The following is a 24,203-nucleotide window of genomic DNA, read 5'->3' on the forward strand; positions in this document are numbered from 1 at the left end:
CGCCCGCGAATCGCGCGCAGGGCGCGCTCCTACATAGCCGGTGCCAGGACAAAGAAAAAGGGCCTCCGAAGAAGCCCTTTGTCATTTCATCGCTACGCTCACGCGCGGCTGGCGAGCGCGCCCTGCTCGCCCTTGGGCGCCAGGTCGAACACGCGGTACAGCACCACCAGCAGGACCAGGAAGGCCGGGCCGATGTAGAGCGCGATGCGGGTCTCCTCGAAGAACGCCATCAGCGCCACCACCAGCACCAGGAAGGCCATGGCCAGGTAGGAGCTGAGCGGGAACAGCCACATCCTGAACTGCAGCTTGCCGGCCTCGGCGGCGCTCAGGCCGCGGCGGAACTTCAGCTGCGCCAGCAGGATCATGGCCCAGGTCCAGATGGCGCCGAAGGTGGCGATGGAGGTCACCCAGGTGAACACCTTCTCCGGCACCAGGTAGTTCAGCAGCACGCCGAACAGCAGGGCGACGATCGACAGGACCAGCGCGTTGCGCGGCACGCCGCCCTTCGAGGTCTTGCCGAACACCGCCGGCGCCTGGCCGTGCTGGGCGAGGCTGTAGAGCATGCGCCCGGTGCTGAAGATGCCGCCGTTGCAGGACGACAGCGCGGCGGTGATCACCACGAAGTTGATGATGCCGGCGGCGGTCTTGATGCCCAGGCGCTCGAAGGTCATCACGAAGGGGCTGCCCTGGGTGCCGATCTCGTTCCACGGGTAGATCGACATGATCACGAAGAGCGCGCCGACGTAGAACAGCAGGATGCGCCAGAACACCGAGTTGATCGCCCCGGGGATGGTCTTCTGCGGGTTCTTCGCCTCGCCGGCGGTGAGGCCGATCATCTCAACGCCGAGGTAGGCGAACATCACCATCTGCAGCGACATCAGCACGCCGGTGATGCCATGGGGCATGAAGCCACCGTTGCTCCACAGGTTGGCAATGCCGGTGGCCACGCCGCCGTTGCCCAGGCCGAAGACGATCATGCCGCCGCCGACCAGGATCAGCGCGAGGATGGTGACGATCTTGATCAGGGCGAACCAGAACTCGAACTCGCCGAAGGCGCGCACCGCGATCAGGTTGATCGTGCCCATGCTCGCCAGGGCCGCCAGGGCCCAGATCCAGCGCGGCACCTCGGGGAACCAGATGCCCATGTAGATGGCCACCGCGGTGATCTCCGCGACGCAGGTCACCAGCCACAGGAACCAGTAGTTCCAGCCGGTCAGGTAGCCGGCCAGCGGGCCGAGGTAGTCCTGGGCGTAGCGGGCGAAGGAGCCGGCCACCGGGTTGTGCACGGCCATCTCGCCGAGGGCACGCATGATCACCAGAATGGCCAGGCCGCCGATGAGGTAGGACAGCATGATGGCCGGGCCGGCCATCTGGATGGCCTTGGCGGAGCCGAGGAACAGGCCGACGCCGATGCAGGCGCCAAGGGCCATGAGACGGATGTGCCGCTCGTTGAGATCCCGTTGAAGATCGTGGGACGACATGATGGTGCAACCTCGATTTTGTTGTTGGGCATATCAGCGGAGACTCGAAGCGCAGTCGGGATGCGGAACGCGTCGCGACGAAAAAGCACCGCCGCCGCGCCGGGCGGCACGGGGGAGGATTCGTCTGGAGCGTTCCAGGACTGCACACCGGAAGAGGCTGCCCGCTCTTGTGGAGCGAACGTGGGCATTGCGGGAGTGAACCACTGAGGTCGCGGCGGAGTGTTGCACAAGATCGGCGGAGCGTCTGCCCCCTTCTGGTGCGATCGAGACCAAAGGCCTAGTCGGCGCTTTCGGCCACCAACAGCAGCGAACAGGCCGCCCCGGTGTCCGGCCGGCGCGGCTCGCGCAGCGCCCGCAGGCGCCAGCCGCAGCCATGCAGCAGGGCCAGCCAGGACTCGAAGGTACGGAAGTACCAGGGCATGGGCTCGCGGAATTCGTCGCCGAAGGCGCTGAAGGTCTCCAGGCGCCAGCCATCCTCGTAGGGCGTGTCGCCGCAGGCGCTCCAGGGGTGCAGGGTCTGGATCAGCAGGCGCCCGCCAGGGGCCAATAGGTCCTTGAGGCCGAGCAGCAGCGGCGCAAGGTCCTCGTCGAACAGAGCGAAGTTGCACACCAGCGCGTCGAAACGTCCCAGGCGACGGCCCGCCGCGCCCGCCAACTCGGCCTGGCCGAGCACTTCGTAGCGGCCCGCGCCGTCGGCCTGGCGCGCCGCCTCGACCAGCGGCGCCGACACGTCGACGCCCACCACCGCGCAGCCACGAGCGGCCAGCGCGCGGCACAGCCAGCCCTCGCCGCAGCCGATGTCCAGCACCCGCGCGGGCGAGCCTTCGAGCACCGCCTCGACGATGGCCTGGTCGGTGGCCAGGCGCCGGCTGTCGATGCGCTGCTCGCGGACCACACGGGTCCAGGCGTCGGCGTTGCTGTCCCAGCTGTGGCGGATGCGGGTGGCGTTGTCGTCCATGGGGGCTCGGATGCAGGGTGGTGAATAGATTGTAGGTAGGAGCGCGCCATGCGCGCGATCGCGGGCGTGGCGTGCTCCTACAGTCCCTTCGGTACCGCCAGCCCCTTGGTCGACGGCCCGCTCTTCAGCGGCTGCCGGCAGCCGGCGTCACTGAACGGCCCGGACAGCCGCGCCCAGCCCTCCCCCGGCGAGGTCTGGCTGCAGGTCAGGTGCCCGTTCAGCCGGCTCTGCCACAGGTAGAACGGCATGGGCGCGGCCTGGGCGGACAGGCAGGCGATCAACGGTAAAAGCCACAGCAAGGGGCGCATTGGCGGGTCTTCCAGGTCATTCGTCGGCGATTGCCTCGGCAAGGCACGGACGAGGGCTCGACATTCAGCAGAATTTTCTTCGCCTACTACGCTCAAAACAAGGGAGGCCGCTGACCAGGGGCTTTCGCGGCACCGGGATGGGTGTCGGTCGTCACGTCGGCGGAGTCCACTTACTCAGGCTTTCGTAAGCATGGGCAGGTCGTGATATGGATCATTCGGAGCAAACCGGTCAACAGCATTCTCAACCGGGCGGCCCGGAGCCCGTTTTTACTTCGAAAAAGCCCCACCCGCATCATCACCGCTTCCTCTTGCTGCTGCTTTTCGTGCTACCGCTGCTGGCGGCGATGGGCGCGGCGCTGCTGTACGAGGCGCACACCTCCAAGCTGCAGGCGCGCGAGCTGGCGCGGCTGGCCGGCGAGCTGACCTGGCAGGTCGGCGCCGGGCCCAGCGACCAGGTGGTGTACCCGAAGGACGGCCCCTTCGACCGCCGCCTGGGCTACCTGCAACTGCCGGACTTCCTGCAGCGCCTGCATGACCGCGACTTCGTCACCCTCGACCAGGCGCGCTTCTCCCCCACCCTGCTGCAGTACACCGGCTACGGCATGTTCCCGCCCTACGCCGAGAAGGCCCAGGCCGGGGTCGACATCAGCGACTGCCGGGGCCTGCCGATCTACAACTTCCGCTACCCGCAGCGGCTCTACGCCAGCTACGACAGCGTCGCCCCGCTGATCGTGCAGAGCCTGCTGTACATCGAGAACCGCGACCTGCTCGACGCCGAGCGCCCCTACCTCAACCCGGCCATCGACTGGAGCCGCTTCAGCCAGGCCGCCGTGGCCCAGGCCGGGCGCCTGGTCGGCATGGGCAACCACGCCCCCGGCGGCAGCACCCTGGCCACGCAGATCGAGAAGTACCGGCACTCGGTGGACGGGCGCACCAACTCCGTCCGCGACAAGCTGCGGCAGATGGCCTCGGCCAGCGTGCGCGCCTACCAGGGCGGCGCCGAGAACCTGCCGGCGCGACGCAACGTGGTGCTCACCTACCTCAACTCGGTGCCGCTCTCGGCGCAGCCCGGCTATGGCGAAGTGAGCGGCCTGCCGGACGGCCTGTGGGTCTGGTACGGCGCCGACTTCCAGGAGGTCAACCGCCTGCTCTCCATCCCCGCCGGCCGCGACGCCGAGCTCGACGCCCAGGGCGAGGCCCTGCGCCAGGTGGTGTCGCTGATGATCGCCCACCGCCGCCCCTCCTATTACCTGGCGCGCGGGCGCAAGCCGCTGGGCGAGCTGACCGACAGCTACCTGCGCCTGCTGGCCCAGGCCGGGGTGATCAGCGCGCCCCTGCGCGACGCCGCGCTGGAACAGCGCCTGGCGTTCCGCGACCCGCAGAGCCAGCCGACGGTGCAGCCGCTGGAGCCGAACAAGGGCGTGACCCTGGCGCGCACGCGCCTGGCCGGCATGCTCAACGTGCCGCTGTACGACCTCGACCGCTTCGACATGAGCTTCAGCACCACCCTCCAGGACGAGCTGCAGAACAAGGTCGGCGCCTACCTCAAGCAGCTCGCCGACCCGGACTTCGCCGCGCAGATCGGCCTGTTCGGCGAGCACCTGCTGGCCAAGGACAAGACCGCCGACGTGCGCTACAGCTTCGTGCTGTTCGAACGCACCGCCGACGGCAACCGCGTGCGCGTGCAGACCGACAGCACCGACCAGCCCTTCGACATCAACGAAGGCAGCAAGCTGGAGCTGGGCTCCACCGCCAAGCTGCGCGTGCTGTCGAACTACCTGGAGACCGTCGCCGACCTCTACCGCGCCTACGACGGGCGCACCGCCGCCGAGCTGCGCAAGGTGCCGGTGGAGCCGCTGGACTTCATCACCCGCTGGTCCATCGACTACCTGATCGCCAACCCCAACGCCGACCTCTCGGCGATGCTCGCCGCGGCCATGCAGCGCAAGTACTCGGCCAGCCCCTACGAGAGCTTCTTCACCGGCGGCGGCGTGCACACCTTCGCCAACTTCCGCCGGGAGGACAACGGCCGCATCCCGACCCTGCTGGAGGCCCTGCGCGAGTCGATCAACCTGCCCTTCGTGCGCCTGCTGCGCGACCTGGTGCGCCACGACATGTACCAGAAGGACGGCAACAAGCTGACCGTGCTGCAGGACGACAAGGACCCGCGCCGCGCGCTCTACCTGGACCGCTTCGTCGACCAGGAAAGCCGCGTCTACCTGCTGCGCTTCTGGCAGAAATACCGTGGGCAGAACGCCGACGAGCGCCTCGACACCTTCCTCGACGGCCTGCGCCCATGGCCGGTGCGCCTGGCGGCGATCCACCGCTACCTGCAACCTGGGGCCGACCAGGCGACCTTCGCCGCGTTCCTCCAGGACCGCCTGAAACAGAGCCACTACACCGGCGAGAAACTCACCGACAAGCGCATCGCCGACCTCTACACCCGCTACGGCCCCGGCGCCTTCGACCTCAACGACCAGGGCTACGTGGCCCGCGTGCACCCGCTGGAGCTGTGGCTGCTGGGCTACCTGCAGCGCCAGCCGCAGGCCAGCTTCGCCGAGGCGGTGGCGGCCAGCAACGCCGAGCGCAAGCAGGTCTACGGCTGGCTGTACAAGTCGCGCTACAAGGCGGCCCGCGACAAGCGTATCCGCATCATGCTGGAGGTCGAGGCGTTCCTCGACATCCACCAGCAGTGGAAGCAGCTGGGCTTCCCGTTCGACCACCTGGTGCCGTCGCTGGCCACCGCCCTGGGCAGCTCCGGCGACCGCCCGGCGGCGCTGGCCGAGCTGATGGGGATCATCCTCAACGACGGCGTGCGCCTGCCGACGCTGCGCATCGACAGCCTGCACTTCGCCGCCGGCACGCCCTACGAGGTGAGCCTGGCGCCGCAGTCCAACGTCGGCACCCGGGTGATGACCTCGGAGGTGGCCAGCACCCTGCGCGACTCGCTGTCCCAGGTGGTCGACCAGGGCACCGCGCGGCGCCTCTCCGGGACCTTCCGCCGCGACGACGGCAGCGCCCTGGTGATGGGCGGCAAGACCGGCACCGGCGACAACCGCATCGAAAGCTTCACCCGTGGCGGCGCGGTGAAGAGCTCGCGCTCGCTGAACCGCACCGCGACCTTCGTGTTCTACCTCGGCCCGCGCCACTTCGGCACCCTCACCGCCTACGTCGCCGGCAGCGAGTCGAGCAATTTCAAATTCACCTCGGCGTTACCGGTGCAGGTGCTCAAGGGCATGGCACCGATGCTGCAGCACTACCTGGAGCCGGGCACCGAATGCCACGCGCCACAGGACACGCTGCGGGTGAGCTGGTTGTGAGGCCGCAGGCCGGCGCTCCGCGCGCGGCCGCGACCTGAACCCGGAGAAGGCCAGGGAAGCACGGCGCCAAGGGTTCGGCGCCGGGAGGTCCGGCCGGCCGTCAGCATGACCTGGCGCGACTGCGGCCGCGCGGGTCCGGGAGCCGGAGGGCACCGCCATGCCGCGCCGCCAGGGCAACCTCAGGGACCAGGAACAGGCTTTGCTGCGCGAACGCCGCGCGCGCGCCGGGCTGGACGCGGGCGCCGACTTCAGCTGGGGGCTGGCGCTGTCCGGTGGCGGCGTGCGCAGCGCCACCTTCAACTTCGGCCTGCTGCGGGCGTTGGCGAAGAACCATGTGCTCAAGCGCTTCGACTACCTGTCCACGGTCTCCGGCGGCGGCTACATCGGCAGCGCCCTCGGCCGCCTGTACGGGCCCGCCCAGGGCGCCCGCGCCGTGGAGGACGGCCTGGCGGCGGACGACTCGCTGCTGCTCTGGTGGCTGCGCAACAACGGCCGCTACCTGACCCCGGCCGGCGGCCGCGACCTGCTGATGGCCGGCGCCTCGATGCTCCGCGGGTTCATGGCGACCCAGCTGGAGATCGGCATCCTGCTGCTGTGCGTCGGCCTGCTCGCGGTGCTGCCGCACGCGCTGCTGGGCCTGGTCGGCACGCCGCCGGTGTACCTGGGCAACCTCTGGTCGCTGTGGTTCCTCAGCGCGCCGCTCCTGCTGCTGGCGGCCGGCGCGCTGTGCTGGGCCTACTGGTTCAGCCGCGACCGCCAGGACCACGCCCTGCGCGACCTGCTCTCGGTGCTGCTGGCGCTGTCCGCGGCGGTCGCCCTGGCGGTGCAGAGCCTGTGGCCGCAACTGCAGAGCGACATCGAGCTGGGGCCGCGCCTGCTCGCCTACGCCACCCTGGTCGGCGCCCTGCTGATCGCCCCGCTGGGCTGGCTGCTGCGCCTGCCGCTGCGCGCCAGCCCGCCGGACCAGCAGCGCCTGCGCCTGACCCACTGGCTGGGCTGGGTGCTGCTCGGCGGCGCCGGTGTGCTGTTGCTGGGCACGTGCGAAGCGGCGACCTGGTTCCTGGTGGTGCGCCTGCGCGAGAGCGGCAACTTCACCCTGGTGTCCTCCGGCGTGCTGGGCTCCACCGGCCTCGCCGTGGTGCTGCTGCGCGCCCTGCTGCCGGCGCTGCTGGAACGCCTGCGCCAACATGGCCTGCCGAATGGCTACAGCAGCCGGCTGGCCAACCTGTTCGGCCTGGCGCTGCTGCTGTTCCTGCTGCTGGCCTGGCTGACCCTGCTGCAGGCGTTCCTCTACCTGGGCGGCAACCTGCTCAGCCCCGGCGCCGCCATGCAGCCCTGGCTGCCGCTGCTGTACTGGGGCCTGGTGCTCGCCGCGCTGGGCTTCTACATCGGCATCAGCGGCTCCAACCTGACCCAGCTGAACCTCGCCTCGCTGCACTACTTCTACCGCTCGCGCCTGGCCCGCACCTACATCGCCGTGGCCAACCACGGCGGCCCCGACGCGCGCTTCCCGGCCTCGCCGCTGGCGCCGGCCGAGCGCCAGCTGATCGAGGGCATCGAGTCGCTGCGGGAAATCCTCCCTGGCGACGACGTGGCCCTGGCCGACTACCGGCCGCACGCCTACGGCGGCCCGCTGCACCTGATCAACTGCTGCATCAACCAGACCCTCGACGACCGTACCCACAGCTACAACGCCGACCGCAAGGGCGTGGCCCTGACCGTCAGCGCGCTCGGCGTGGAAACCGGCACCCACGGCCCGCAGAGCGCGCCAGGCGCGGAACGCGGCAGCCTGGCGCAATGGGCGACCATCTCCGGCGCGGCGCTGAGCACCGGCATGGGCTCGCGCACCGCCACCGGCCTCGCCGCGCTGGTGTTCATGACCGGCCTGCGCCTGGGCTTCTGGCTGCCCAACCCGACCCAGGCCGCCGCCGGCGGCTGGCGCGCGCGCCTGGCCAAGTACCTGGCCACCCGCGCCGAAATGCTCGCCCAGTTCCCCGGCCTGCGCGGGCCCTACTGGTACCTCTCCGACGGCGGCCACTTCGACAACAGCGGGGTCTACGCCCTGCTCAAGCGCGAGGTCGACCTGATCGTCGCCAGCGACTGCGGCGCCGACCCGAACTACCTGTTCGAGGACCTGGAGAACCTGGTGCGCAAGGCCAAGATCGACTACGACGCCGACATCGAATTCATCGACCCGGCCAGCCTCGTCCGCGCCTCCGGCAACGACGCCCGCGCCCTGCTGTTCGGCACCCCGGAATCGATCTCGCCGGAGTGCGGCCGTGAATACCTGCTGCTGGCCCGCGTCACCTACGCCAGCCACCGGCGCGGCACGCTGCTGGTGGTCAAGCCGCACCGCTGCGATTCGCCACTGCTGGAGCTGCCCTTCGACCTGGTCGGCTACGCCGACCGCAACCCGGACTTCCCGCAGCAGAGCACCGGCGACCAGTTCTTCGACGAAAGCCAGTGGGAGGCCTACCACCAGCTCGGCCTGGCGCTGGGCTCGGTGCTCAACCGCGAGTTCCTCCAGCGCCTGCCGAACTGGGCCGACCTGGCCAGCATCGTCACCCTCGGCGGCCTCGGCCAACCGGCGCCGGCGGCCGCCGCGCTGAGCCGCCGCCAGCGCATCGCCCAGGGCGTGCGCACCACCCTTGGGGTGGGCCTGTCGGCGAGCCTGGTGGTGGCGCTCTGGCAGGGCTGGGAGCAGTACCGCGGTGGCGTGGCCGACAACGAAACGAAGTACGCCAACCAGCTGGAGGCCATCGCCGACCTCTACGCCAAGGCCAATACGGTCAGCGACGCCCTGCGCACGCGCATCGGCCACCTGGAGAACTTCGCCAGCCGCAGCGGCCTCTCGGTGGAGTTCGCCAGCGACATGCGCACCCTCTTCGAACGCGCCAGCACGGCCTGCGCCAACGGCGCCGAGTCGGCCGATTGCAACTACCTGCGCCAGCTCACCAGCGACCCGCACCCGAACAGCCCGGTGCAGCAGTACTGGTTCGGCTTCACCGCGCTGCCGGAAGACAACCCGGCGCTGCTCGGCGCCGCCCCCAGCCCGCCGCCGGCGCCACCGGTCAGCGCCGAAGTGGCGCCAAGTCCGCCGCCGAGCGTCGCCGCCGAAGCGCCGCCAGCCGCGCCGGGCAATCCCTGCGAACGCGAGGGCCGGCGGCCGGTGGTGCTGTATACGCAGATCTACTCGCCGGACGAACAGCGCCCGGCGCGGGATTTCCTCAAGCAGCTGGAAGGCAGCGGGATCAGCACGCCGGGCATCGAGAACGTGGTCAGCGCCGCCAGCCGTCGCGGCTCGCCACCGCCGCTGCCCTGGCCACGGCCGACCTTCATCTACCACGCCCGCCGCGACGGCGAATGCGCCCGCTGGCTGGCGCAGAAATTCAGCGACAAGGCCGTGGCCCTGCCGCTGGCGGCCAGCCTGCAGGCCTCGCCGGGGGTGATCGAGTTCTGGCTGCCGGCGCAGGGCAAGCCCAATTGAGTGGGGACGGAGCTGCCGGTGATGTAGGCCGGATAACCGCGAACGGTTATCCGCCCTACGCCTGGCCAACCCGTGGCGGGCGCCTAGCCGCGCTCGCGCACCAGTTGCACGTACAACTGCTCCACCTGCTCCCGCGCCCAGGGCGTGCGGCGCAGGAAGGTCAGGCTGGACTTGATGCTCGGGTCGCTCTTGAAGCAACGGATGTCCACGCGCTTGGCCAGGCCGTCCCAGCCGTAGCGCTCCAGCAGGCTTTCGAGAATGGCCTGCAGGGTCATGCCGTGCAGCGGGTCTTTGGGTTTTTCACTCATGCTCGGGCTTCGTCGGTGCGGAAAATCCGCGCACCTTAGCAGCCCCGCGTGGCGTGCGCGATGCCGGCGCGCGGCGTAGAATGGCCGCGCGACCGCCGCATCCCCCATACCAACAACGATTCCTCTTCATCCGCCCGCACCCCGGCACACGGCCCGGGCGATTTCGCGCGCGGACGGGGGACTCGGCCTGAGCCCACCCTCACTCAGGATTCCCATGCACAACCCGCAAGACACCCGCGCCGGCAGCTGGCCCAGCGTCATCGCCCTGGCCATCGCCGCGTTCATCTTCAACACCACCGAGTTCGTTCCGGTGGGCCTGCTCAGCGACATCGGCCGCAGCTTCGACATGCGCCCCGAACAGGCCGGGCTGATGCTCACGCTCTACGCCTGGGTCGTGTCGCTGGCCTCGCTGCCGCTGATGCAACTGACCCGCAACATGGAGCGCCGCCGCCTGCTGGTGGTGATCTTCTGCCTGTTCATCGCCAGCCACGTGCTCTCGGGCTTCGCCTGGAACTTCACGGTGCTGATGATCAGCCGCTTCGGCATCGCCTTCGCCCACGCGGTGTTCTGGTCGATCACCGCCTCGCTCGCCGTGCGCGTGGCCCCGCCGGGCCAGCAGGCGAAAGCCCTCGGCCTGCTCGCCACCGGGACCATCCTGGCGATGGTGCTGGGCATTCCGCTGGGGCGCATGCTCGGCGAGGCGCTGGGCTGGCGCACGACCTTCCTCACCATCGCCGGCGTCTCGGTGCTGGTGGTGCTCTGGCTGGCCCGCGCGCTGCCGCTGCTGCCGAGCCAGAACTCCGGCTCGCTGCGCAGCCTGCCGCTGCTGCTGCGGCGCCCGGCGCTGGTGGCGATGTATGTGCTGACCGTGCTGGTGATCACCGCGCAATTCACCGCCTACAGCTACATCGAGCCGTTCGCGCGCGAGGTCGCCGCGCTGGACAGCCGGAAGACCACCCTGCTCCTGTTGCTGTTCGGCGGCGCCGGGATGTTCGGCTCGATCCTCTTCAGCCGCTACAGCGAGCGCTTCCCGCGCGCCTTCCCGTGCCTGGCCATCGCCGTGCTCGGCGCTTCGCTGCTGCTGCTGATGCCGCTGGCCCGCTCAGCCACGGCGCTGCTGGGCCTGAGCCTGTTCTGGGGCGCGGCGATCCTGTGCTTCGGCCTGGCGCTGCAGGCCAAGGTGCTGCAACTGGCGCATGACGCCACCGATGTGGCCATGGCGATGTTCTCCGGCCTGTACAACGTCGGTATCGGCGGCGGCGCGCTGCTGGGCAGCCGCGTGGCGGTAGGCCTGGGCCTGGAATGGATCGGCTACGTCGGCGGCGCGCTGGCGCTGGTCGGCCTGCTGCTGTGCCTGTTCGCCTGTTGGCGCTACGCGGCGGCGCTCAGTGCTGGGCACAGCTCCCACTGAGACATCGACGCTCCTACGAAGAGCCCATGAAAAAGGCCGCGCCCCTTACGGAGCGCGGCCTTTTTCGTTCAGCGCGGGATCAGCGGCTGGCGAGCGCGGAGGCTGCCGGCTGGGTGGCCTCGGCGTACTCCGCCTCGGCTTCCTCGAAGCGCTTGAGCATGTCTTTCGACGGCGCTTCACCGAACAGGCTGAAGACCACGATGGCAATGCTGGAGAACAGGAAGCCCGGAATGATCTCGTACAGGCCGAGCCAGCCGAACTGCTTCCACACGATCACGGTCAGCGCGCCGACCAGGATGCCGGCCAGGGCGCCGTTGCGGGTCATCCCCTTCCACAGCACCGAGAACAGCACCAGCGGGCCGAAGGCGGCGCCGAAACCGGCCCAGGCGTAGGACACCAGGCCCAGCACGCGGTTTTCCGGGTTGGCCGCCAGGGCGATGGCGATCAGCGCCACCAGCAGCACCATGCCGCGGCCGACCCAGACCAGTTCGAGCTGGCTGGCGTTCTTGCGCAGGAAGGCCTTGTAGAAGTCCTCGGTCAGCGCCGACGAGCACACCAGCAGCTGGCAGCTCAGGGTGCTCATCACCGCGGCGAGGATGGCCGACAGCAGCACGCCGGCGATCCACGGGTTGAAGAGGATCTTCGCCAGTTCGATGAACACCCGCTCATGGTTCTCGGTGACCGCGCCGGCCACTTCCGGGTGCGCCTGGAAGTAGGCGATGCCGAAGAAGCCCACGGCCACGGCGCCGCCCAGGCAGAGGATCATCCAGGTCATGGAGATGCGCCGCGCGGCCGGGATCGACTTCACCGAATCGGCGGCCATGAAGCGCGCCAGGATGTGCGGCTGGCCGAAGTAGCCCAGGCCCCAGGCCATCAGCGAGAGCACGCCGACGAAGGAGGCGCCCTTGAACATGTCGAAGTTGGCGGCGTCCTTCAGCTCGATGGCGGCGAAGGTCGGCTCCACCCCGCCGGTGGCGAAGAGCACGATCACCGGGGTGAGGATCAGCGCGAAGATCATCAACGAGGCCTGTACGGTGTCGGTCCAGCTCACCGCCAGGAAGCCGCCGACGAAGGTGTAGGCGATGGTCGCCGCGGCGCCGGCCCACAGGGCGGTCTCGTAGGACATGCCGAAGGTGCTTTCGAACAGGCGCGCGCCGGCGACGATGCCCGAGGCGCAGTAGATGGTGAAGAACACCAGGATGACCAGCGCCGAGATCACCCGCAGCACGCGGCTGTTGTCTTCGAAGCGGGTGCTGAAGTAGTCCGGCAGGGTCAGGGCGTTGCCGTTGTGCTCGGTGTGCACGCGCAGGCGTCCGGCGACGAACAGCCAGTTCAGGTAGGCGCCGGCGATCAGGCCGATGGCGATCCAGCTTTCCGAGATGCCGGACAGGTAGATGGCGCCGGGCAGGCCCATCAGCAGCCAGCCGCTCATGTCCGAGGCGCCGGCTGACAAGGCCGTGACGAAGCTGCCGAGGCTGCGGCCGCCGAGGATGTAGTCGGAGAAGTTGTTGGTGGACCGGTAGGCCGCGAGTCCGATCAGGACCATGGCTGCAATGTAGATCACAAATGTGACCAGCGTGGGCGTGTTGACGCTCATGGGGGCTCCCCTGCTGCTTGTTTTTATCCAGGCCCGGCGGGTATCCGGGCCCTTGCTCGTGGGGCGGCGCGGTCGGCGTCGCCCTTCCTCCACCTCGCGGCGGCGCGTCGTCGGGCGCCCCTCTCACCAGTCACGGGGGCACCTCGCTTCGCAATCCGCCTGCGCGCCGCCGGGGTGCCGGCGACGAACGGGGGGCGGATTCTAGCGCACCGGGACGGCCCGGCAGCGCCGAATCGCCGAACGGTTGCACCAGGCGCAACCCTATCAGCGGGAATGGCGGAATCTAGTGGCCCTTCGCCGGATGTTCTTGCGAAAGGCTCTGGAGTTCTTGCGGAAAACTCCGAAGCGGCGAACCGGACGCGTCGTCGTCACCGACATATCGCTATAAATCGAGGGGTTTTACTAACCAAAAGAAATGTTATGTTATAACAAACCAACCACAAAGCGACCGCCACAAGGTCGCCCGCAAGCCCCGAGCCAGAGCCTTTTCCGGTATCCCGCCCGACGGGAGGGGCGTGTTTTGCCCGCAAAAAACCAAGGAGCCCCGCATGTCCCCTTCCCTCGCCCTGCCCCGCTGGTCACTGGCGTCGTTGACCCTGGCCCTGCTGACCGCCCCGGCCCTCGCCGAGACCCGCCCCGCCGAACTGCAGCCACAGGTGATCACCGCCAACCCGCTGGGCGAGGTGCAACCGGCCGCGCCCAGCAGCGTGCTGCAGGGCGACGAACTGACCCTGCGCCAGCAAGGCAGCCTCGGCGAAACCCTCGACGGCCTGCCCGGCGTGTCCTCCAGCTGGTTCGGCCCGGGCGCCAGCCGGCCGATCATCCGTGGCATGGACGGCGACCGCATCCGCCTGCTGCGCAACGGCGTCGGCGCGCTGGACGCCTCCTCGCTGTCCTACGACCACGCCGTGCCGGAAGACCCCAACCTGGTCGAGCGCATCGAGGTGGTGCGCGGCCCGGCCGCCCTGCTCTACGGCGGCAACGCCATCGGCGGGGTGGTCAACAGCTTCGATAACCGCATCCCCAGCGAAGCGGTGGACGGCGTCCACGGCCAGGGCGAACTGCGCTACGGCGGCGCCGACACCACCCGCAGTTCCGCCGGCTCGCTGGAGGCCGGCGATGGCACCTTCGCCCTGCATGTGGACGCCGGCTCCCGCGAGTTCAACGACCTGCGCATCCCCGGCTACGCCCACTCCAGCCGCCAGCGCGCGCTCGACGGCGACGACGCGAAGCACCGCGTCGACAACAGCGACGGCCGCCAGGACAGCGGCGCCATCGGCGGCAGCTACCACTGGGAACACGGCTACGCAGGGCTCTCCTACAGCGGCTACGACAGCAACTACGGCTCGCCGGCCGAGGACGACGTGCGCCTGAAGATGCAGCAGGACCGCTACGCCTTCGCCTCGGAAATCCGCGATCTCGAAGGCCCGTTCAGTTCGCTGAAACTCGACGCGGCCTACACCGAGTACCAGCACAAGGAGATCGAGGACGGCGAGACCGGCACCACCTTCAAGAACGACGGCTACGAGGCGCGCGTCGAGGCCCGCCACCGGCCCATCGGCCCGTTGCAAGGCGTGGTCGGCGCGCAAGTGGCCAACAGTCGCTTCTCGGCGCTGGGCGAGGAAGCCTTCGTACCGCACACCGAGACCGACAGCGCGGCGCTGTTCATCCTGGAGAACTGGCAGGCCAGCGAGCGCCTGGCGCTGAGCTTCGGCGGCCGCGTCGAGCACAGCCGCGTCGACCCGGACGCCAAGGGCAACGAGCGCTTCGCCGAGAACGCCGGCGGCCGCAGCTTCAGCGCCGGCAGCCTGTCCTCCGGCGCGGTCTACCAGCTGACGCCGGTCTGGGCGCTGGCCGCCACCCTGAGCTACACCGAGCGCGCGCCGACCTTCTACGAGCTGTACGCCAACGGCCCGCACGCGGCCACCGGCACCTTTGAGGTGGGCGACGCCAACGCGGCCAAGGAAAAGGCCGTGTCCAGCGACCTGGCGCTGCGCTTCGACGATGGCGTGCACAAGGGCAGCGTCGGCGTGTTCTACAGCCGCTTCTCCAACTACATCGGCCTGCTCGCCAGCGGCCGCTACCGCGACGAGGACGGCGCCGTGGTCGCCGCCGGCAGCGCCGACGCCCTGCCGGAATACCTGTACAGCGGCGTGCGCGCGGAGTTCTACGGCGTGGAGGCGCAGGACCGCATCCACCTGTTGCAGAGCCCGTTCGGCAACGTCGACCTGGAGCTGTCCGGCGACTACACCCGGGCGAAGAACCGCGACACCGGCGAGCCGCTGCCGCGCATCGCCCCGCTGCGCCTGAACAGCGCGCTGCTCTGGGAACTGCAACAGTGGCAGGCGCGCCTGGAAGTGGAACACGCCGCCGCGCAGCATCGGGTGCCGGACGAGGAGCTTGCCACCGACGGCTACACCACCCTGGGCGCCAGCGTGGGCTACAGGTTCAGCATGGGCGGCAGCCAGTGGCTGGCGTTCGTCAAGGGCGAGAACCTGACCAACCAGACGGTGCGCTACGCCAGCTCGATCCTGCGCGACACGGTGCCGGCCGCCGGACGTGGCATCGAGGCGGGGCTCAAGGTAGCGTTCTGACGCCACGGAATTCGCGCGCATGGCGCGTGAGCCGCCACAAAACGAAAGGCCCCGGTTCCTCACGGAACCGGGGCCTGCGTTCACGCCTGGGACGGCGCCGTTACTGGCGCATCCCCCGTCCGCTCACCAGCAGGCGCACACAGAAGAAATACAGCACCACGGTGGCCACCAGCATGAAGATCAGCGCCGTGCCGATCGGGATGTCCGACACCCCGAGGATGCCGTAGCGGAAGGCGTTGACCATGTGCAGGATGGGGTTGGCCAGCGACACCGTCTGCCAGAACGCCGGCAGCATGTGGATGGAATAGAACACCCCGCCCAGGTAGGTCAGCGGCGTCAGCACGAAGGTCGGGATGATCGAGATGTCGTCGAAGTTGCGCGCGAACACCGCGTTGACGAAGCCGCCGAGCGAGAAGATGGTCGCGGTCAGCACCACCACCAGCACGGTCACGCCCAGGTGATGCACCTGCAGCTTGGTGAAGAACAGCGACAGCGCCGTGACGATCACCCCCACCGCCAGCCCGCGCAGCACGCCGCCCACGGTGTAGCCGAGGAGGATGGTGTGCGGCGACACCGGCGACACCAGCAGTTCCTCGATGGAGCGCTGGAACTTGCTGCCGAAGAAGCTCGACACCACGTTGCCGTAGGAGTTGGTGATCACCGACATCATGATCAGCCCCGGCACGATGTACTGCATGTAGCTGAAGCCGCCCATGTCGCCGATCTGCCGGCCGATCAGGTTGCCGAAGATGACGAAGTACAGAACCATGGTGATCGCCGGAGGCAGCAGGGTCTGCGGCCAGATGCGGGTGAAACGGCGGACTTCACGGTAGACGATGGTGTTCAGGGCCACCCAGTTGGCGCGCAGCTCGCTCATACCGCCACCTTCGACAGGTTCTTCTCGACCAGCGACACGAACAGTTCCTCCAGACGGTTGGTCTTGTTGCGCAGGCTCAGTACCTCGATGCCCTGGGCGCCCAGCTGGGCGAACAGGCCGTTGATGCCCTGGGCCTTCTCCACCTGCACTTCCAGCGTGTGGTCATCGACCAGCCGCGCCGGGTAGCCGGCCAGCGGCGGCACCTGGGCCAGCGCGCTCTTCAGGTCGAGCAGGAAGGTCTCCACGTGCAGCTGGGTCAGCAGCTTGCGCATGCTGGTGTTCTCGACGATGGTGCCGTGGTCGATGATCGCGATGTTGCGGCAGAGCTGCTCGGCCTCCTCCAGGTAGTGCGTGGTGAGGATGATGCTGATGCCCTGCTGGTTCAGCTCGGTGAGGAAGTTCCACATCGAACGGCGCAGCTCGATGTCGACCCCGGCGGTGGGTTCGTCGAGGATCAGCAGGCGCGGCTCGTGGATCAGCGCGCGGGCGATCATCAGGCGGCGCTTCATGCCGCCGGAGAGCTCGCGCGAAGCCGAGTTTCGCTTGTCCCACAGGCCGAGCTGGTTCAGGTACTTCTCGGCGCGTTCCTTGGCGATCTTCGCCGGAATGCCGTAGTAGCCCGCCTGGGTCACGACGATGTCGAAGACCTTCTCGAACTGGTTGAAGTTGAACTCCTGCGGCACCACGCCCAGGCAGCGCTTGAGCTTGTAGGGCTCGCGGTCGAGGTCGTGGCCGAACACCGAAACCGAGCCGCTGGTCTTGTTCACCAGGGTCGAGAGGATGCCGATGGTGGTGGACTTGCCGGCGCCGTTGGGGCCGAGCAGGGCGAAGAAATCGCCCTCGGCGACGTCCAGATCGATGCCCTTGAGGGCCTGGAATCCGTTGCCGTAGGTTTTCGTCAGTTGACGGATGGAAAGCGCGGAACTCATGGATTTTCCCGTGGCTGGGCGGCGCAGAAAAAGGAACAGCTAGATAAGGCCCCGCGCCGGCAAATGCAACCTTCGCCGGCGTCGCGGACGGTTCAGGTCAGGTCGGTCATCACCGCCACGCGGTACGCCGGGCGCTCGCGCAGGCGGGCGTACCAGGCTTCCAGGTGCGGCAGCGGCGGGCGGCGGATGGGCATCTCGAACCAGGCGTAGATGAAACTGCCCAGGGGAATGTCGCCCATGCCGAAACGCTCGCCGGACAAGTATGGCTGGCTCGCCAGGGTCTGCTCGGGCACCGCCAGGGCCTTCACGCAGGTTTCGATGGCGGCGTCGATGGCGGCCTGGTCACGCTGCTCCGGCGGGGTGCGCAGGGTACCCCAGAACACCGTGCGGAAGGGTGCGGCCAAGGTCGAGGTGGTCCAGTCCATCCATTTCTCGGCGCTGGCGCGCTGGCGCGGATCCGCCAGGTAGAGGCTGTCGGCGGCGTATTGCGCGGCCAGGTAGCGGACGATGGCGTTGGATTCCCAGAGCACCAGGTCGCCGTCCTCCAGGGTCGGCACCACGCCGTTGGGGTTCAGCGCGCGATAGGCCGGCTCGTTGACCACACCGAAGGCGCCGCCGGCGTCGATGCGCTCGTAGGCCAGGCCGGCCTCCTCGGCGCACCACAGCACCTTGCGCACGTTGGACGAATTCTTGCGGCCCCAGATCTTCAGCATGGCGTTCAGCCTCTTCTTGTTCGGCGGGTGAGCGCGGCCGCGGCAGGACGGCCGGTGAATGTGAGCACCCTACCGGTCGGCGCGACAAGAAGAAAGGCGTACGGACTGATGATGACTATCGATTACCTTCATGCGACCGATTGCCTTCATGCATCGGCGCTTCGGCCTGCATATCGCCGGAAAGTGGCGTGGAGCCGGCGTCGAACAGGTGCGGGTAGCAGCTGCGCAAGTGGTCGTAGAGCAGCTGCGCGGGGATGTCGGCGAACTGCCCGTGGTCGCACAGGTACTCCATGTGCCGCCGGCCGCCCTGGTCGAATTCGTGGAAGACGCTGTCCTCGCGCCCGTCGAACTCCAGCGGCAGCACGCCGAAGGCCTCGCACAGCTCGCGGTTGAAGGCCGGGGTGGCCTTGACCCAGCGGCCGTCGAGGAACAGCTCAGTGTAGCCGTGCATGGCGAACACCTCGCTGCGCAGCATCTCCACCATGCGCCCGCTGGCCAGGTGGTTCTTCACGTCGGCCAGGCCGATCCGCGCCGGAATCCCGCACAGCCGCGCGCAGGCGGCCAGCAGCGCGGCCTTGGGCACGCAGTAGGACTGCCCGCTGTGCAGCGCGTGGCTGGCCTTGAGCGTCTGCGCATCGAGGCTGAACACGTAGGGGTTGTAGCGGATGCCATCGCGCACCGCGTAGTACAGCGCCACCGCCTGCTCGCGCGGGTCGGCCGAGGCGCCACGGTGCATCCGGGCGAACTCGATCACCGCGGGGTGGTCACTATCCAGGTAGCGGCCGGGTTCGAGATAAGCCTGCATGGGGGTTCTCCCTTCACTGATCGCCCCAGTCTAAACAGCCCGTCCGCCCCTGGGGGAGGACGATCCGGACAAGCTCGCCGAGGAAGCCGCCAACACCCGGCTAAGCTGTGTGGGATCGCCCCGTCGTTCGTCATGGAGGAAACCGCATGTTGTTGCTCTGGCTGATCGTACTCGTGCTCGGCGTCGCCTGGCTGGCCCACCGCCGCACCGCGCCGGCGCCCGCGCTGGGCATAGTCGCCGTCTACCTGATCTTCATGGGCCTGTTCAGTCACGCCCACGCCTGGATGCTCCTGCTCTGGCTGCCGTGGCTGGCGGTGGTCGCCGCCCTGGCCCTGCCCGAGCTGCGCCGGCGGCTGTTCAGCGGCCCGCTGTTCGCCTGGTTCAAGCGCGTGCTGCCGCCGATGTCCGAGACCGAGCGCGAGGCCATCGAGGCCGGCACCGTCTGGTGGGACGGCGACCTGTTCAGCGGCCGCCCGGACTGGAGCAAGCTGCTCGGCGCGCCGGCCCCGCAGCTCACCGAGGAAGAACAGGCGTTCATCGACGGCCCCACCGAGCGCCTGTGCGCCATGGTCAGCGACTGGGACATCGGCCAGCGCATGGACCTGCCGGCCGAGGCCTGGGCCTACATCAAGGAACAGGGCTTCTTCGGCCTGATCATTCCGAAGGAATACGGCGGCAAGGGCTTCTCCGCCTTCGCCCATTCCCAGGTGGTGATGAAGCTGGCCAGCCGCAGCGGCGACCTGGCCTCCACCGTGATGGTGCCCAACTCCCTCGGCCCGGCCGAACTGCTGCTGCACTACGGCACCGACGAACAGCGCCAGCGCTACCTGCCAGGCCTGGCGCGCGGCGAGGAAATCCCCTGCTTCGGCCTGACCAGCCCGCAGGCCGGCTCCGACGCCGGCGGCATGACCGACATCGGCGTCATCTGCAAGGGCCAGTGGCAGGGCGAGGAAGTCCTCGGCCTGCGCCTGACCTGGGAGAAGCGCTACATCACCCTCGGCCCGGTGGCCACGCTGCTCGGCCTGGCCTTCAAGTGCCATGACCCGGAACGCCTGCTGGGCGGCGAGGAAGACCTGGGCATCACCCTGGCGCTGGTGCCCACCGACACCCCCGGGGTCGAGATCGGCCGCCGCCACGTGCCGCTGGGCGCCGCCTTCATGAACGGGCCGAATGCCGGCAAGGACGTGTTCCTGCCGCTGGACGCGATCATCGGCGGCCAGCAGATGATCGGCAAAGGCTGGATGATGCTGATGAACTGCCTGTCGGTGGGCCGCTCCATCTCCCTGCCGGCGGTCGGCGCCGCCGCGGCCAAGAGCTGCGGCTACAGCAGCGGGCGCTACGCGCAGATCCGCGAGCAGTTCAACGTGCCCATCGGCGCCTTCGAAGGCATCCAGGAAGCCCAGGCGCGCATCGGCGGCAACGCCTGGATGATGGACTGCGCGCGCATCCTCACCGCCCACGCGGTGGACCTGGGCGAGAAGCCCTCGGTGCTCTCGGCGATCCTCAAGTACCACCTCACCGAGCGCGGCCGCGAATGCATCAGCCACGCCATGGACATCCACGGCGGCAAGGGCATCATCCTCGGCCCGCGCAACTACCTGGGCCGCGCCTGGCAGACGGCGCCGATCTTCATCACCGTGGAAGGCGCCAACATCCTCTCGCGCAACCTGATGATCTTCGGCCAGGGCGCCATCCGCTGCCATCCCTTCGTACTCCGCGAAATGGCCCTGGCCCAGCAGGAAGACCAGGCCCACGCCGCCCACGAGTTCGACCGCCTGCTGCTACGGCACATCGGCTTCGCCGTCGGCAACACCGCCAGCAGCCTGCTGCTGGGCCTCGGCCTGGGCAGCTTCGACCATGTGCCCGGCGACCGCGTGGCGCGCCCGTACTTCCGCGCGGTGAACCGCCTGACAGCGAGCTTCGCCATGCTCGCCGACTTCAGCATGATGCTCCTGGGCGGCGAGCTGAAGCGCAAGGAACGCCTCTCGGCGCGCCTGGGCGATGCCCTCAGCCACCTCTACCTGGCCTCGGCGGCGCTCAAGCGCTACCACGACCTGAACCACGCCGAGCACCTGCAACCGCTGCTGCGCTGGGCCCTGGAAGAAAACCTGGCGAAGACCGAGCAGGCCCTGGCCGGGCTGCTGGAGAACTTCCCCAACCGCATCGCCGGCTGCCTGCTGAAAGTCCTGGTGTTCCCCCTCGGCCGCCGCCACAAGGGCCCGAGCGACGCGCTGGACGCCGAGATCGCGGAAATCCTCGGCCGCCCGCTGCAGGACCCGGCGCTGCAGGCGATCCTCTACGGCGCCTTCATCCCCTGCGCCGAGGACGACCCGCTGGCCGACCTGGAGCGCGCCCTGCTCGCCCTGCGCGAGGCGGCGCCGCTGCACAAGCAGCTGCACAAGGCGCTCAAGGACGGTCGCGTGCGGCCGGCCGCCGGGCAATCGCCGATCGATGCCGCGGTCGCCGCGCGGGTGCTCGACGAAGCCCAGGGCCAGCAACTGCACGCGGCGGAGCAGGCGCGACGGCAGGTGATCGACGTCGACGACTTCGCCAAGGAGGAACTCGGCCAACCGCGCCCGGTCTGACTTCACAGAACCCTTCCCTACCCCATGAAGGGAGCAGTACGCCAAGGGCGCCCACACGGCGCCCTTGGCGTTTTTCCTGCCGCAGGGCATGCCGGCGCGGCGAGATGGGTGCACACTGCAGGGACACGGCAACCGGGAGCACACCCATGCGTAGCCTGCCCCTCCTCCTCGGCCTGAGCCTGGCCCTGAGCGCCGCCGCCCAGGCCGATTCCTGGCTCTACCCCAGCCGCAACAGCCCGCCGCCGGCGCCGCTGGTGGACCTCGACCCGCAACAGCAGCAGATCGACAACCTGCAACGCCAGGCCGACCAGCGCAAGCTGCGCCAGCAGGACCAGCGCCTGCAGTACGAGGACCAGCGCCTGCAGATCAAGCAGCAGCAACTCAACAGCCAGCAGCAGTCCCTCGACCGCCAGCGCCAGCAACAGCGCCTGCAGGACCAGACCATCGAACGCCAGCGCACCGACCTGCAGCAGTTCCGCCTGCAACAGCAACAGCAGCAGCTCGACCTGCAGCGCCAGGGCATCGACAACCAGCGCCGGCAGATCCAGATGCGTCCGGTCCGCTGATCGGCGCGGCGCGGCGGAACCCTATATACTCCGCCCCCGTTTCAGCCGTTTCCGCAGAGGACCCGACCATGGCCAGCGCCTACCTTGACCACCACCTCGCCCTGTTGCAGCACCTGCGCATGATCCTCGGCGCCCTGGGCGAAGCCGAGCAGGTCCCGGAGGAGAACCACGGCCTGTTCCTGGAGCGCTTCGACGAGCTGATGGCGGACCTGCCGCACGACCCGGTGGGCGTCCAGTACCTGGGCCAGGACCTGATCAGCCAGACCTTCCACCGCTACCCGCAGATCGCCCACCTGGTGCCGCGCGATCTGCTGTGGTTCTTCGGCGGCGACTGCCTGCACTTCATGCCCGACGAAGAAATCGACATGTACCAGCAACTGGACGAACGCCGCTTCAGCGCCGAGGAAAACGGCGAGGACTTCGACTGGAACGCCGAAAAGGCCCTGCTGGCGCTGCCGCAGGACGCGCCCAAGCACTGACCGCTCCCCTGTAGGGCGAATAACGCGAAGCGTTATCCGCCGGCCGGGCGTCTCGCCTGGCGCCCGGGTTCAGCCATCCAGCCCGGGACGACGGCGTATAACCGCGAACGGTTATACGCCCTACCCTTCCTCCGGCACCCGGATCCGGTGACTGTCCTTGATTTCCCGCAGCGCCAGGGTCGACTGGATCGAGGCGATGCCCGGCTGCTTGCGCAGCACCTTCTCGACGAACTCGGCGTAGGCGTCCAGGTCCTTTTCCAGCACCTGCAGGAGAAAGTCCGCGTCGCCGGTGATCTTGTGGCAGGCGAGCACTTCCGGCAGGTCGCGCACGGTTTCTTCGAAGCGGTCGGAGGCGTCGTCGGCGTGAGCGGCGAAGCGCACGTGGACGAAGGCCAGGATGTCCAGGCCCAGGCGCCGGCGGTCGAGGTTGGCCTGGTAGTCGCGAATGTAGCCCTCCTCCTCCAGGCGCTTGCGCCGCCGCCAGCAGGGCGTGACGCTGAGCGCCAGGCGCTCGCTGAGCTCGGCGTTGGACAGGCTGGCGTCGGCCTGCAGCAGGCGCAGCATGGCCAGGTCGGTGGCGTCCAGGCCGGCCAGCTCGGAATTTCTTTTCTTCATTCGCACTCTCCCTAGTCGATTTTTGCGCAGAATCCTAGCCTAGCAGGGCGGAAAGCACAGTTATTCCTGACCAGGCGCATAGACTGACTCCAGGCGCCCGATGAATGCGCGGCGCACCCACTGGAGGAAGGCAGCATGACCCGTTATCTGGATGTGCAGGACGTCGGCCGACTGCTCGGCGAAATCGGCCCCGGCGCGGCGATCCGCGAGATGGCCGGCTACATCGAGGTGGACTACCGACGCTGGAGCGAGTTCACCAAGAGCGCCCGCGTCGCCAATCACTCGGCCCTCGGCGTGATCGAGCTGATGCCCGCCGACGACGGCAAGCTGTATGCCTTCAAGTACGTCAACGGCCACCCGAAGAACTACCGCGTCGATCTGCCCACCGTGATGGCCTTCGGCGTGCTCGCCGAAGTCGACACCGGCTTCCCGCTGCTGCTCAGCGAACTGACCCTGACCACCGCCGTGCGCACCGCCGCCACCTCGGCACTGCTCGCCACCTTCCTCGCCCGCCCCGACGCGCGCAGCATGGCGCTGATCGGCAACGGTGCGCAGAGCGAGTTCCAGGCCATCGCCTTCCATGAACTGCTGGGCATCGAGGAAATCCGCCTGTTCGACATCGACCCGGCGGCCACCGCCAAGCTGCAACGCAACCTCGCCGGCCTCCCCGGCCTGAAGCTGGTGGTCGCGGATTCGGTGCGTGACGCGGTGCGCGGCGCCGACATCGTCACCACGGTCACCGCCGACAAGACCAACGCCACCATCCTCAGAGCCGACATGCTCGAGCCGGGCATGCACATCAACGCCGTGGGCGGCGACTGCCCGGGCAAGACCGAGTTGCAGGCCGGGGTGCTGGAACGCGCGCGGGTGATCGTCGAATTCGAACCGCAGACCCGCGTCGAAGGCGACATCCAGCAGATGCCGGCGGACTTCCCGGTGACCGAGTTCCAGCGCATCCTCGCCGGCACCGCCGAGGGCCGGCAGAGCGCCGAACAGATCACCGTGTTCGACTCGGTGGGCTTCGCCCTGGAAGACTTCTCCGCCCTGCGCTGGCTGCACGACGCGGCGCGCCAGCGCGGCATCGGCCGGATGATCGACCTGGTGCCCCGCCCGCAGGACCCGAAGAACCTCTTCGGCCTGGTCGAACAACCGCAGAACGCGCAACTACGC

At 68.8% G+C, this 24,203-nt stretch carries 18 protein-coding genes; 8 read left to right on the plus strand and 10 right to left on the minus strand.

The window, feature by feature from the left end; genetic code table 11:
* Positions 1-98 precede the first annotated feature (98 nt).
* The 3 genes from P3W75_RS12615 to P3W75_RS12625 all read right to left on the minus strand — a co-directional run bounded on the left by P3W75_RS12615 (position 99) and on the right by P3W75_RS12625 (position 2,747).
* A complete protein-coding gene (locus tag P3W75_RS12615) occupies positions 99-1,481 on the minus strand; it encodes an amino acid permease (RefSeq protein WP_276227685.1) in 1,383 nt (460 codons plus the stop codon).
* Between the two features lie 277 nt (positions 1,482-1,758).
* A complete protein-coding gene (locus tag P3W75_RS12620) occupies positions 1,759-2,439 on the minus strand; it encodes a class I SAM-dependent methyltransferase (RefSeq protein WP_276227686.1) in 681 nt (226 codons plus the stop codon).
* A 77-nt stretch (positions 2,440-2,516) separates the two neighbouring features.
* Positions 2,517-2,747, minus strand: coding sequence for a hypothetical protein (locus tag P3W75_RS12625; RefSeq protein ID WP_276227687.1), 231 nt, complete (start codon positions 2,745-2,747; stop codon positions 2,517-2,519).
* A gap of 308 nt (positions 2,748-3,055) precedes the next feature.
* Between P3W75_RS12625 and P3W75_RS12630 the strand changes: the two genes are divergently transcribed.
* Positions 3,056-6,067, plus strand: coding sequence for a transglycosylase domain-containing protein (locus P3W75_RS12630; RefSeq protein ID WP_430765367.1), 3,012 nt, complete (start codon positions 3,056-3,058; stop codon positions 6,065-6,067).
* Between the two features lie 157 nt (positions 6,068-6,224).
* Positions 6,225-9,554 (plus strand): patatin-like phospholipase family protein, encoded by a 3,330-nt coding sequence (locus tag P3W75_RS12635; protein ID WP_276227688.1) that lies wholly within the window; start codon positions 6,225-6,227, stop codon positions 9,552-9,554.
* Between the two features lie 83 nt (positions 9,555-9,637).
* Here the strand turns inward: P3W75_RS12635 and P3W75_RS12640 are convergent, their stop codons facing one another.
* Positions 9,638-9,862 (minus strand): VF530 family protein, encoded by a 225-nt coding sequence (locus tag P3W75_RS12640; protein WP_276227689.1) that lies wholly within the window; start codon positions 9,860-9,862, stop codon positions 9,638-9,640.
* A 214-nt stretch (positions 9,863-10,076) separates the two neighbouring features.
* On the opposite strand from P3W75_RS12640, the gene P3W75_RS12645 reads away from it, so the two are divergent.
* Positions 10,077-11,273, plus strand: coding sequence for a sugar transporter (locus P3W75_RS12645; RefSeq protein ID WP_276227690.1), 1,197 nt, complete (start codon positions 10,077-10,079; stop codon positions 11,271-11,273).
* A gap of 79 nt (positions 11,274-11,352) precedes the next feature.
* On the opposite strand, the gene putP is transcribed toward P3W75_RS12645, so the two are convergent.
* A complete protein-coding gene (putP, locus tag P3W75_RS12650) occupies positions 11,353-12,870 on the minus strand; it encodes a sodium/proline symporter PutP (protein ID WP_276227691.1) in 1,518 nt (505 codons plus the stop codon).
* Between the two features lie 548 nt (positions 12,871-13,418).
* Between putP and P3W75_RS12655 the strand changes: the two genes are divergently transcribed.
* A complete protein-coding gene (locus tag P3W75_RS12655; protein WP_276227692.1) occupies positions 13,419-15,464 on the plus strand; it encodes a TonB-dependent receptor in 2,046 nt (681 codons plus the stop codon).
* A 100-nt stretch (positions 15,465-15,564) separates the two neighbouring features.
* Here the strand turns inward: P3W75_RS12655 and P3W75_RS12660 are convergent, their stop codons facing one another.
* From P3W75_RS12660 to P3W75_RS12675, 4 genes are all read right to left on the minus strand, one after another.
* The gene (locus P3W75_RS12660; RefSeq protein ID WP_276227693.1) at positions 15,565-16,341 is read right to left on the minus strand and encodes an ABC transporter permease; all 777 of its coding nucleotides are present in this window, start codon (positions 16,339-16,341) and stop codon (positions 15,565-15,567) included.
* The gene (locus P3W75_RS12665) at positions 16,338-17,270 is read right to left on the minus strand and encodes an ABC transporter ATP-binding protein (protein WP_276227694.1); all 933 of its coding nucleotides are present in this window, start codon (positions 17,268-17,270) and stop codon (positions 16,338-16,340) included. Before P3W75_RS12665 ends, P3W75_RS12660 begins: the two co-directional genes overlap by 4 nt.
* Before the next feature lie 92 nt (positions 17,271-17,362).
* A complete protein-coding gene (locus P3W75_RS12670; RefSeq protein WP_276227695.1) occupies positions 17,363-17,983 on the minus strand; it encodes a glutathione S-transferase family protein in 621 nt (206 codons plus the stop codon).
* A gap of 115 nt (positions 17,984-18,098) precedes the next feature.
* Complete coding sequence (locus tag P3W75_RS12675; protein ID WP_276227696.1) at positions 18,099-18,788, minus strand: transglutaminase-like domain-containing protein; 690 nt, start codon at positions 18,786-18,788, stop codon at positions 18,099-18,101.
* Positions 18,789-18,934: 146 nt separating this feature from the next.
* On the opposite strand from P3W75_RS12675, the gene P3W75_RS12680 reads away from it, so the two are divergent.
* The 3 genes from P3W75_RS12680 to P3W75_RS12690 all read left to right on the plus strand — a co-directional run bounded on the left by P3W75_RS12680 (position 18,935) and on the right by P3W75_RS12690 (position 22,418).
* Positions 18,935-21,373 (plus strand): acyl-CoA dehydrogenase, encoded by a 2,439-nt coding sequence (locus tag P3W75_RS12680; protein WP_276227697.1) that lies wholly within the window; start codon positions 18,935-18,937, stop codon positions 21,371-21,373.
* A 146-nt stretch (positions 21,374-21,519) separates the two neighbouring features.
* On the plus strand, positions 21,520-21,939 hold the full coding sequence (locus tag P3W75_RS12685; protein ID WP_276227698.1) for a PA2816 family glutamine-rich protein: 420 nt from the start codon (positions 21,520-21,522) through the stop codon (positions 21,937-21,939).
* A gap of 68 nt (positions 21,940-22,007) precedes the next feature.
* Entirely contained in the window at positions 22,008-22,418 is a 411-nt protein-coding gene (locus P3W75_RS12690) for a PA2817 family protein (protein WP_276227699.1), read from the plus strand.
* Between the two features lie 120 nt (positions 22,419-22,538).
* Here the strand turns inward: P3W75_RS12690 and P3W75_RS12695 are convergent, their stop codons facing one another.
* Positions 22,539-23,033: an Lrp/AsnC family transcriptional regulator gene (locus P3W75_RS12695; RefSeq protein ID WP_276227700.1), complete on the minus strand. Its 495-nt coding sequence runs from the start codon at positions 23,031-23,033 to the stop codon at positions 22,539-22,541.
* A gap of 135 nt (positions 23,034-23,168) precedes the next feature.
* On the opposite strand from P3W75_RS12695, the gene P3W75_RS12700 reads away from it, so the two are divergent.
* The coding region (locus P3W75_RS12700) for an ornithine cyclodeaminase (protein WP_276227701.1) at positions 23,169-24,203 on the plus strand (1,035 nt) is incomplete at its 3' end.

It is taken from the genome of Pseudomonas citronellolis (assembly GCF_029335315.1).
Classification (GTDB): Bacteria; Pseudomonadota; Gammaproteobacteria; order Pseudomonadales; family Pseudomonadaceae; genus Pseudomonas; species Pseudomonas citronellolis_A.

Excerpts from the sequence above, each read along its gene's own strand:
- P3W75_RS12680 (WP_276227697.1), top strand. The coding sequence starts at position 18,935 with ATGTTGTTGCTCTGGCTGATCGTACTCGTGCTCGGCGTCGCCTGGCTG.
- P3W75_RS12690 (WP_276227699.1), top strand. The coding sequence starts at position 22,008 with ATGGCCAGCGCCTACCTTGACCACCACCTCGCCCTGTTGCAGCACCTG.
- P3W75_RS12685 (WP_276227698.1), top strand. The coding sequence starts at position 21,520 with ATGCGTAGCCTGCCCCTCCTCCTCGGCCTGAGCCTGGCCCTGAGCGCC.
- P3W75_RS12695 (WP_276227700.1), bottom strand. The coding sequence starts at position 23,033 with ATGAAGAAAAGAAATTCCGAGCTGGCCGGCCTGGACGCCACCGACCTG.
- P3W75_RS12655 (WP_276227692.1), top strand. The coding sequence starts at position 13,419 with ATGTCCCCTTCCCTCGCCCTGCCCCGCTGGTCACTGGCGTCGTTGACC.
- P3W75_RS12640 (WP_276227689.1), bottom strand. The coding sequence starts at position 9,862 with ATGAGTGAAAAACCCAAAGACCCGCTGCACGGCATGACCCTGCAGGCC.
- P3W75_RS12620 (WP_276227686.1), bottom strand. The coding sequence starts at position 2,439 with ATGGACGACAACGCCACCCGCATCCGCCACAGCTGGGACAGCAACGCC.
- P3W75_RS12670 (WP_276227695.1), bottom strand. The coding sequence starts at position 17,983 with ATGCTGAAGATCTGGGGCCGCAAGAATTCGTCCAACGTGCGCAAGGTG.
- P3W75_RS12675 (WP_276227696.1), bottom strand. The coding sequence starts at position 18,788 with ATGCAGGCTTATCTCGAACCCGGCCGCTACCTGGATAGTGACCACCCC.
- P3W75_RS12660 (WP_276227693.1), bottom strand. The coding sequence starts at position 16,341 with ATGAGCGAGCTGCGCGCCAACTGGGTGGCCCTGAACACCATCGTCTAC.
- P3W75_RS12645 (WP_276227690.1), top strand. The coding sequence starts at position 10,077 with ATGCACAACCCGCAAGACACCCGCGCCGGCAGCTGGCCCAGCGTCATC.
- P3W75_RS12615 (WP_276227685.1), bottom strand. The coding sequence starts at position 1,481 with ATGTCGTCCCACGATCTTCAACGGGATCTCAACGAGCGGCACATCCGT.
- putP (WP_276227691.1), bottom strand. The coding sequence starts at position 12,870 with ATGAGCGTCAACACGCCCACGCTGGTCACATTTGTGATCTACATTGCA.
- P3W75_RS12665 (WP_276227694.1), bottom strand. The coding sequence starts at position 17,270 with ATGAGTTCCGCGCTTTCCATCCGTCAACTGACGAAAACCTACGGCAAC.
- P3W75_RS12635 (WP_276227688.1), top strand. The coding sequence starts at position 6,225 with ATGCCGCGCCGCCAGGGCAACCTCAGGGACCAGGAACAGGCTTTGCTG.
- P3W75_RS12625 (WP_276227687.1), bottom strand. The coding sequence starts at position 2,747 with ATGCGCCCCTTGCTGTGGCTTTTACCGTTGATCGCCTGCCTGTCCGCC.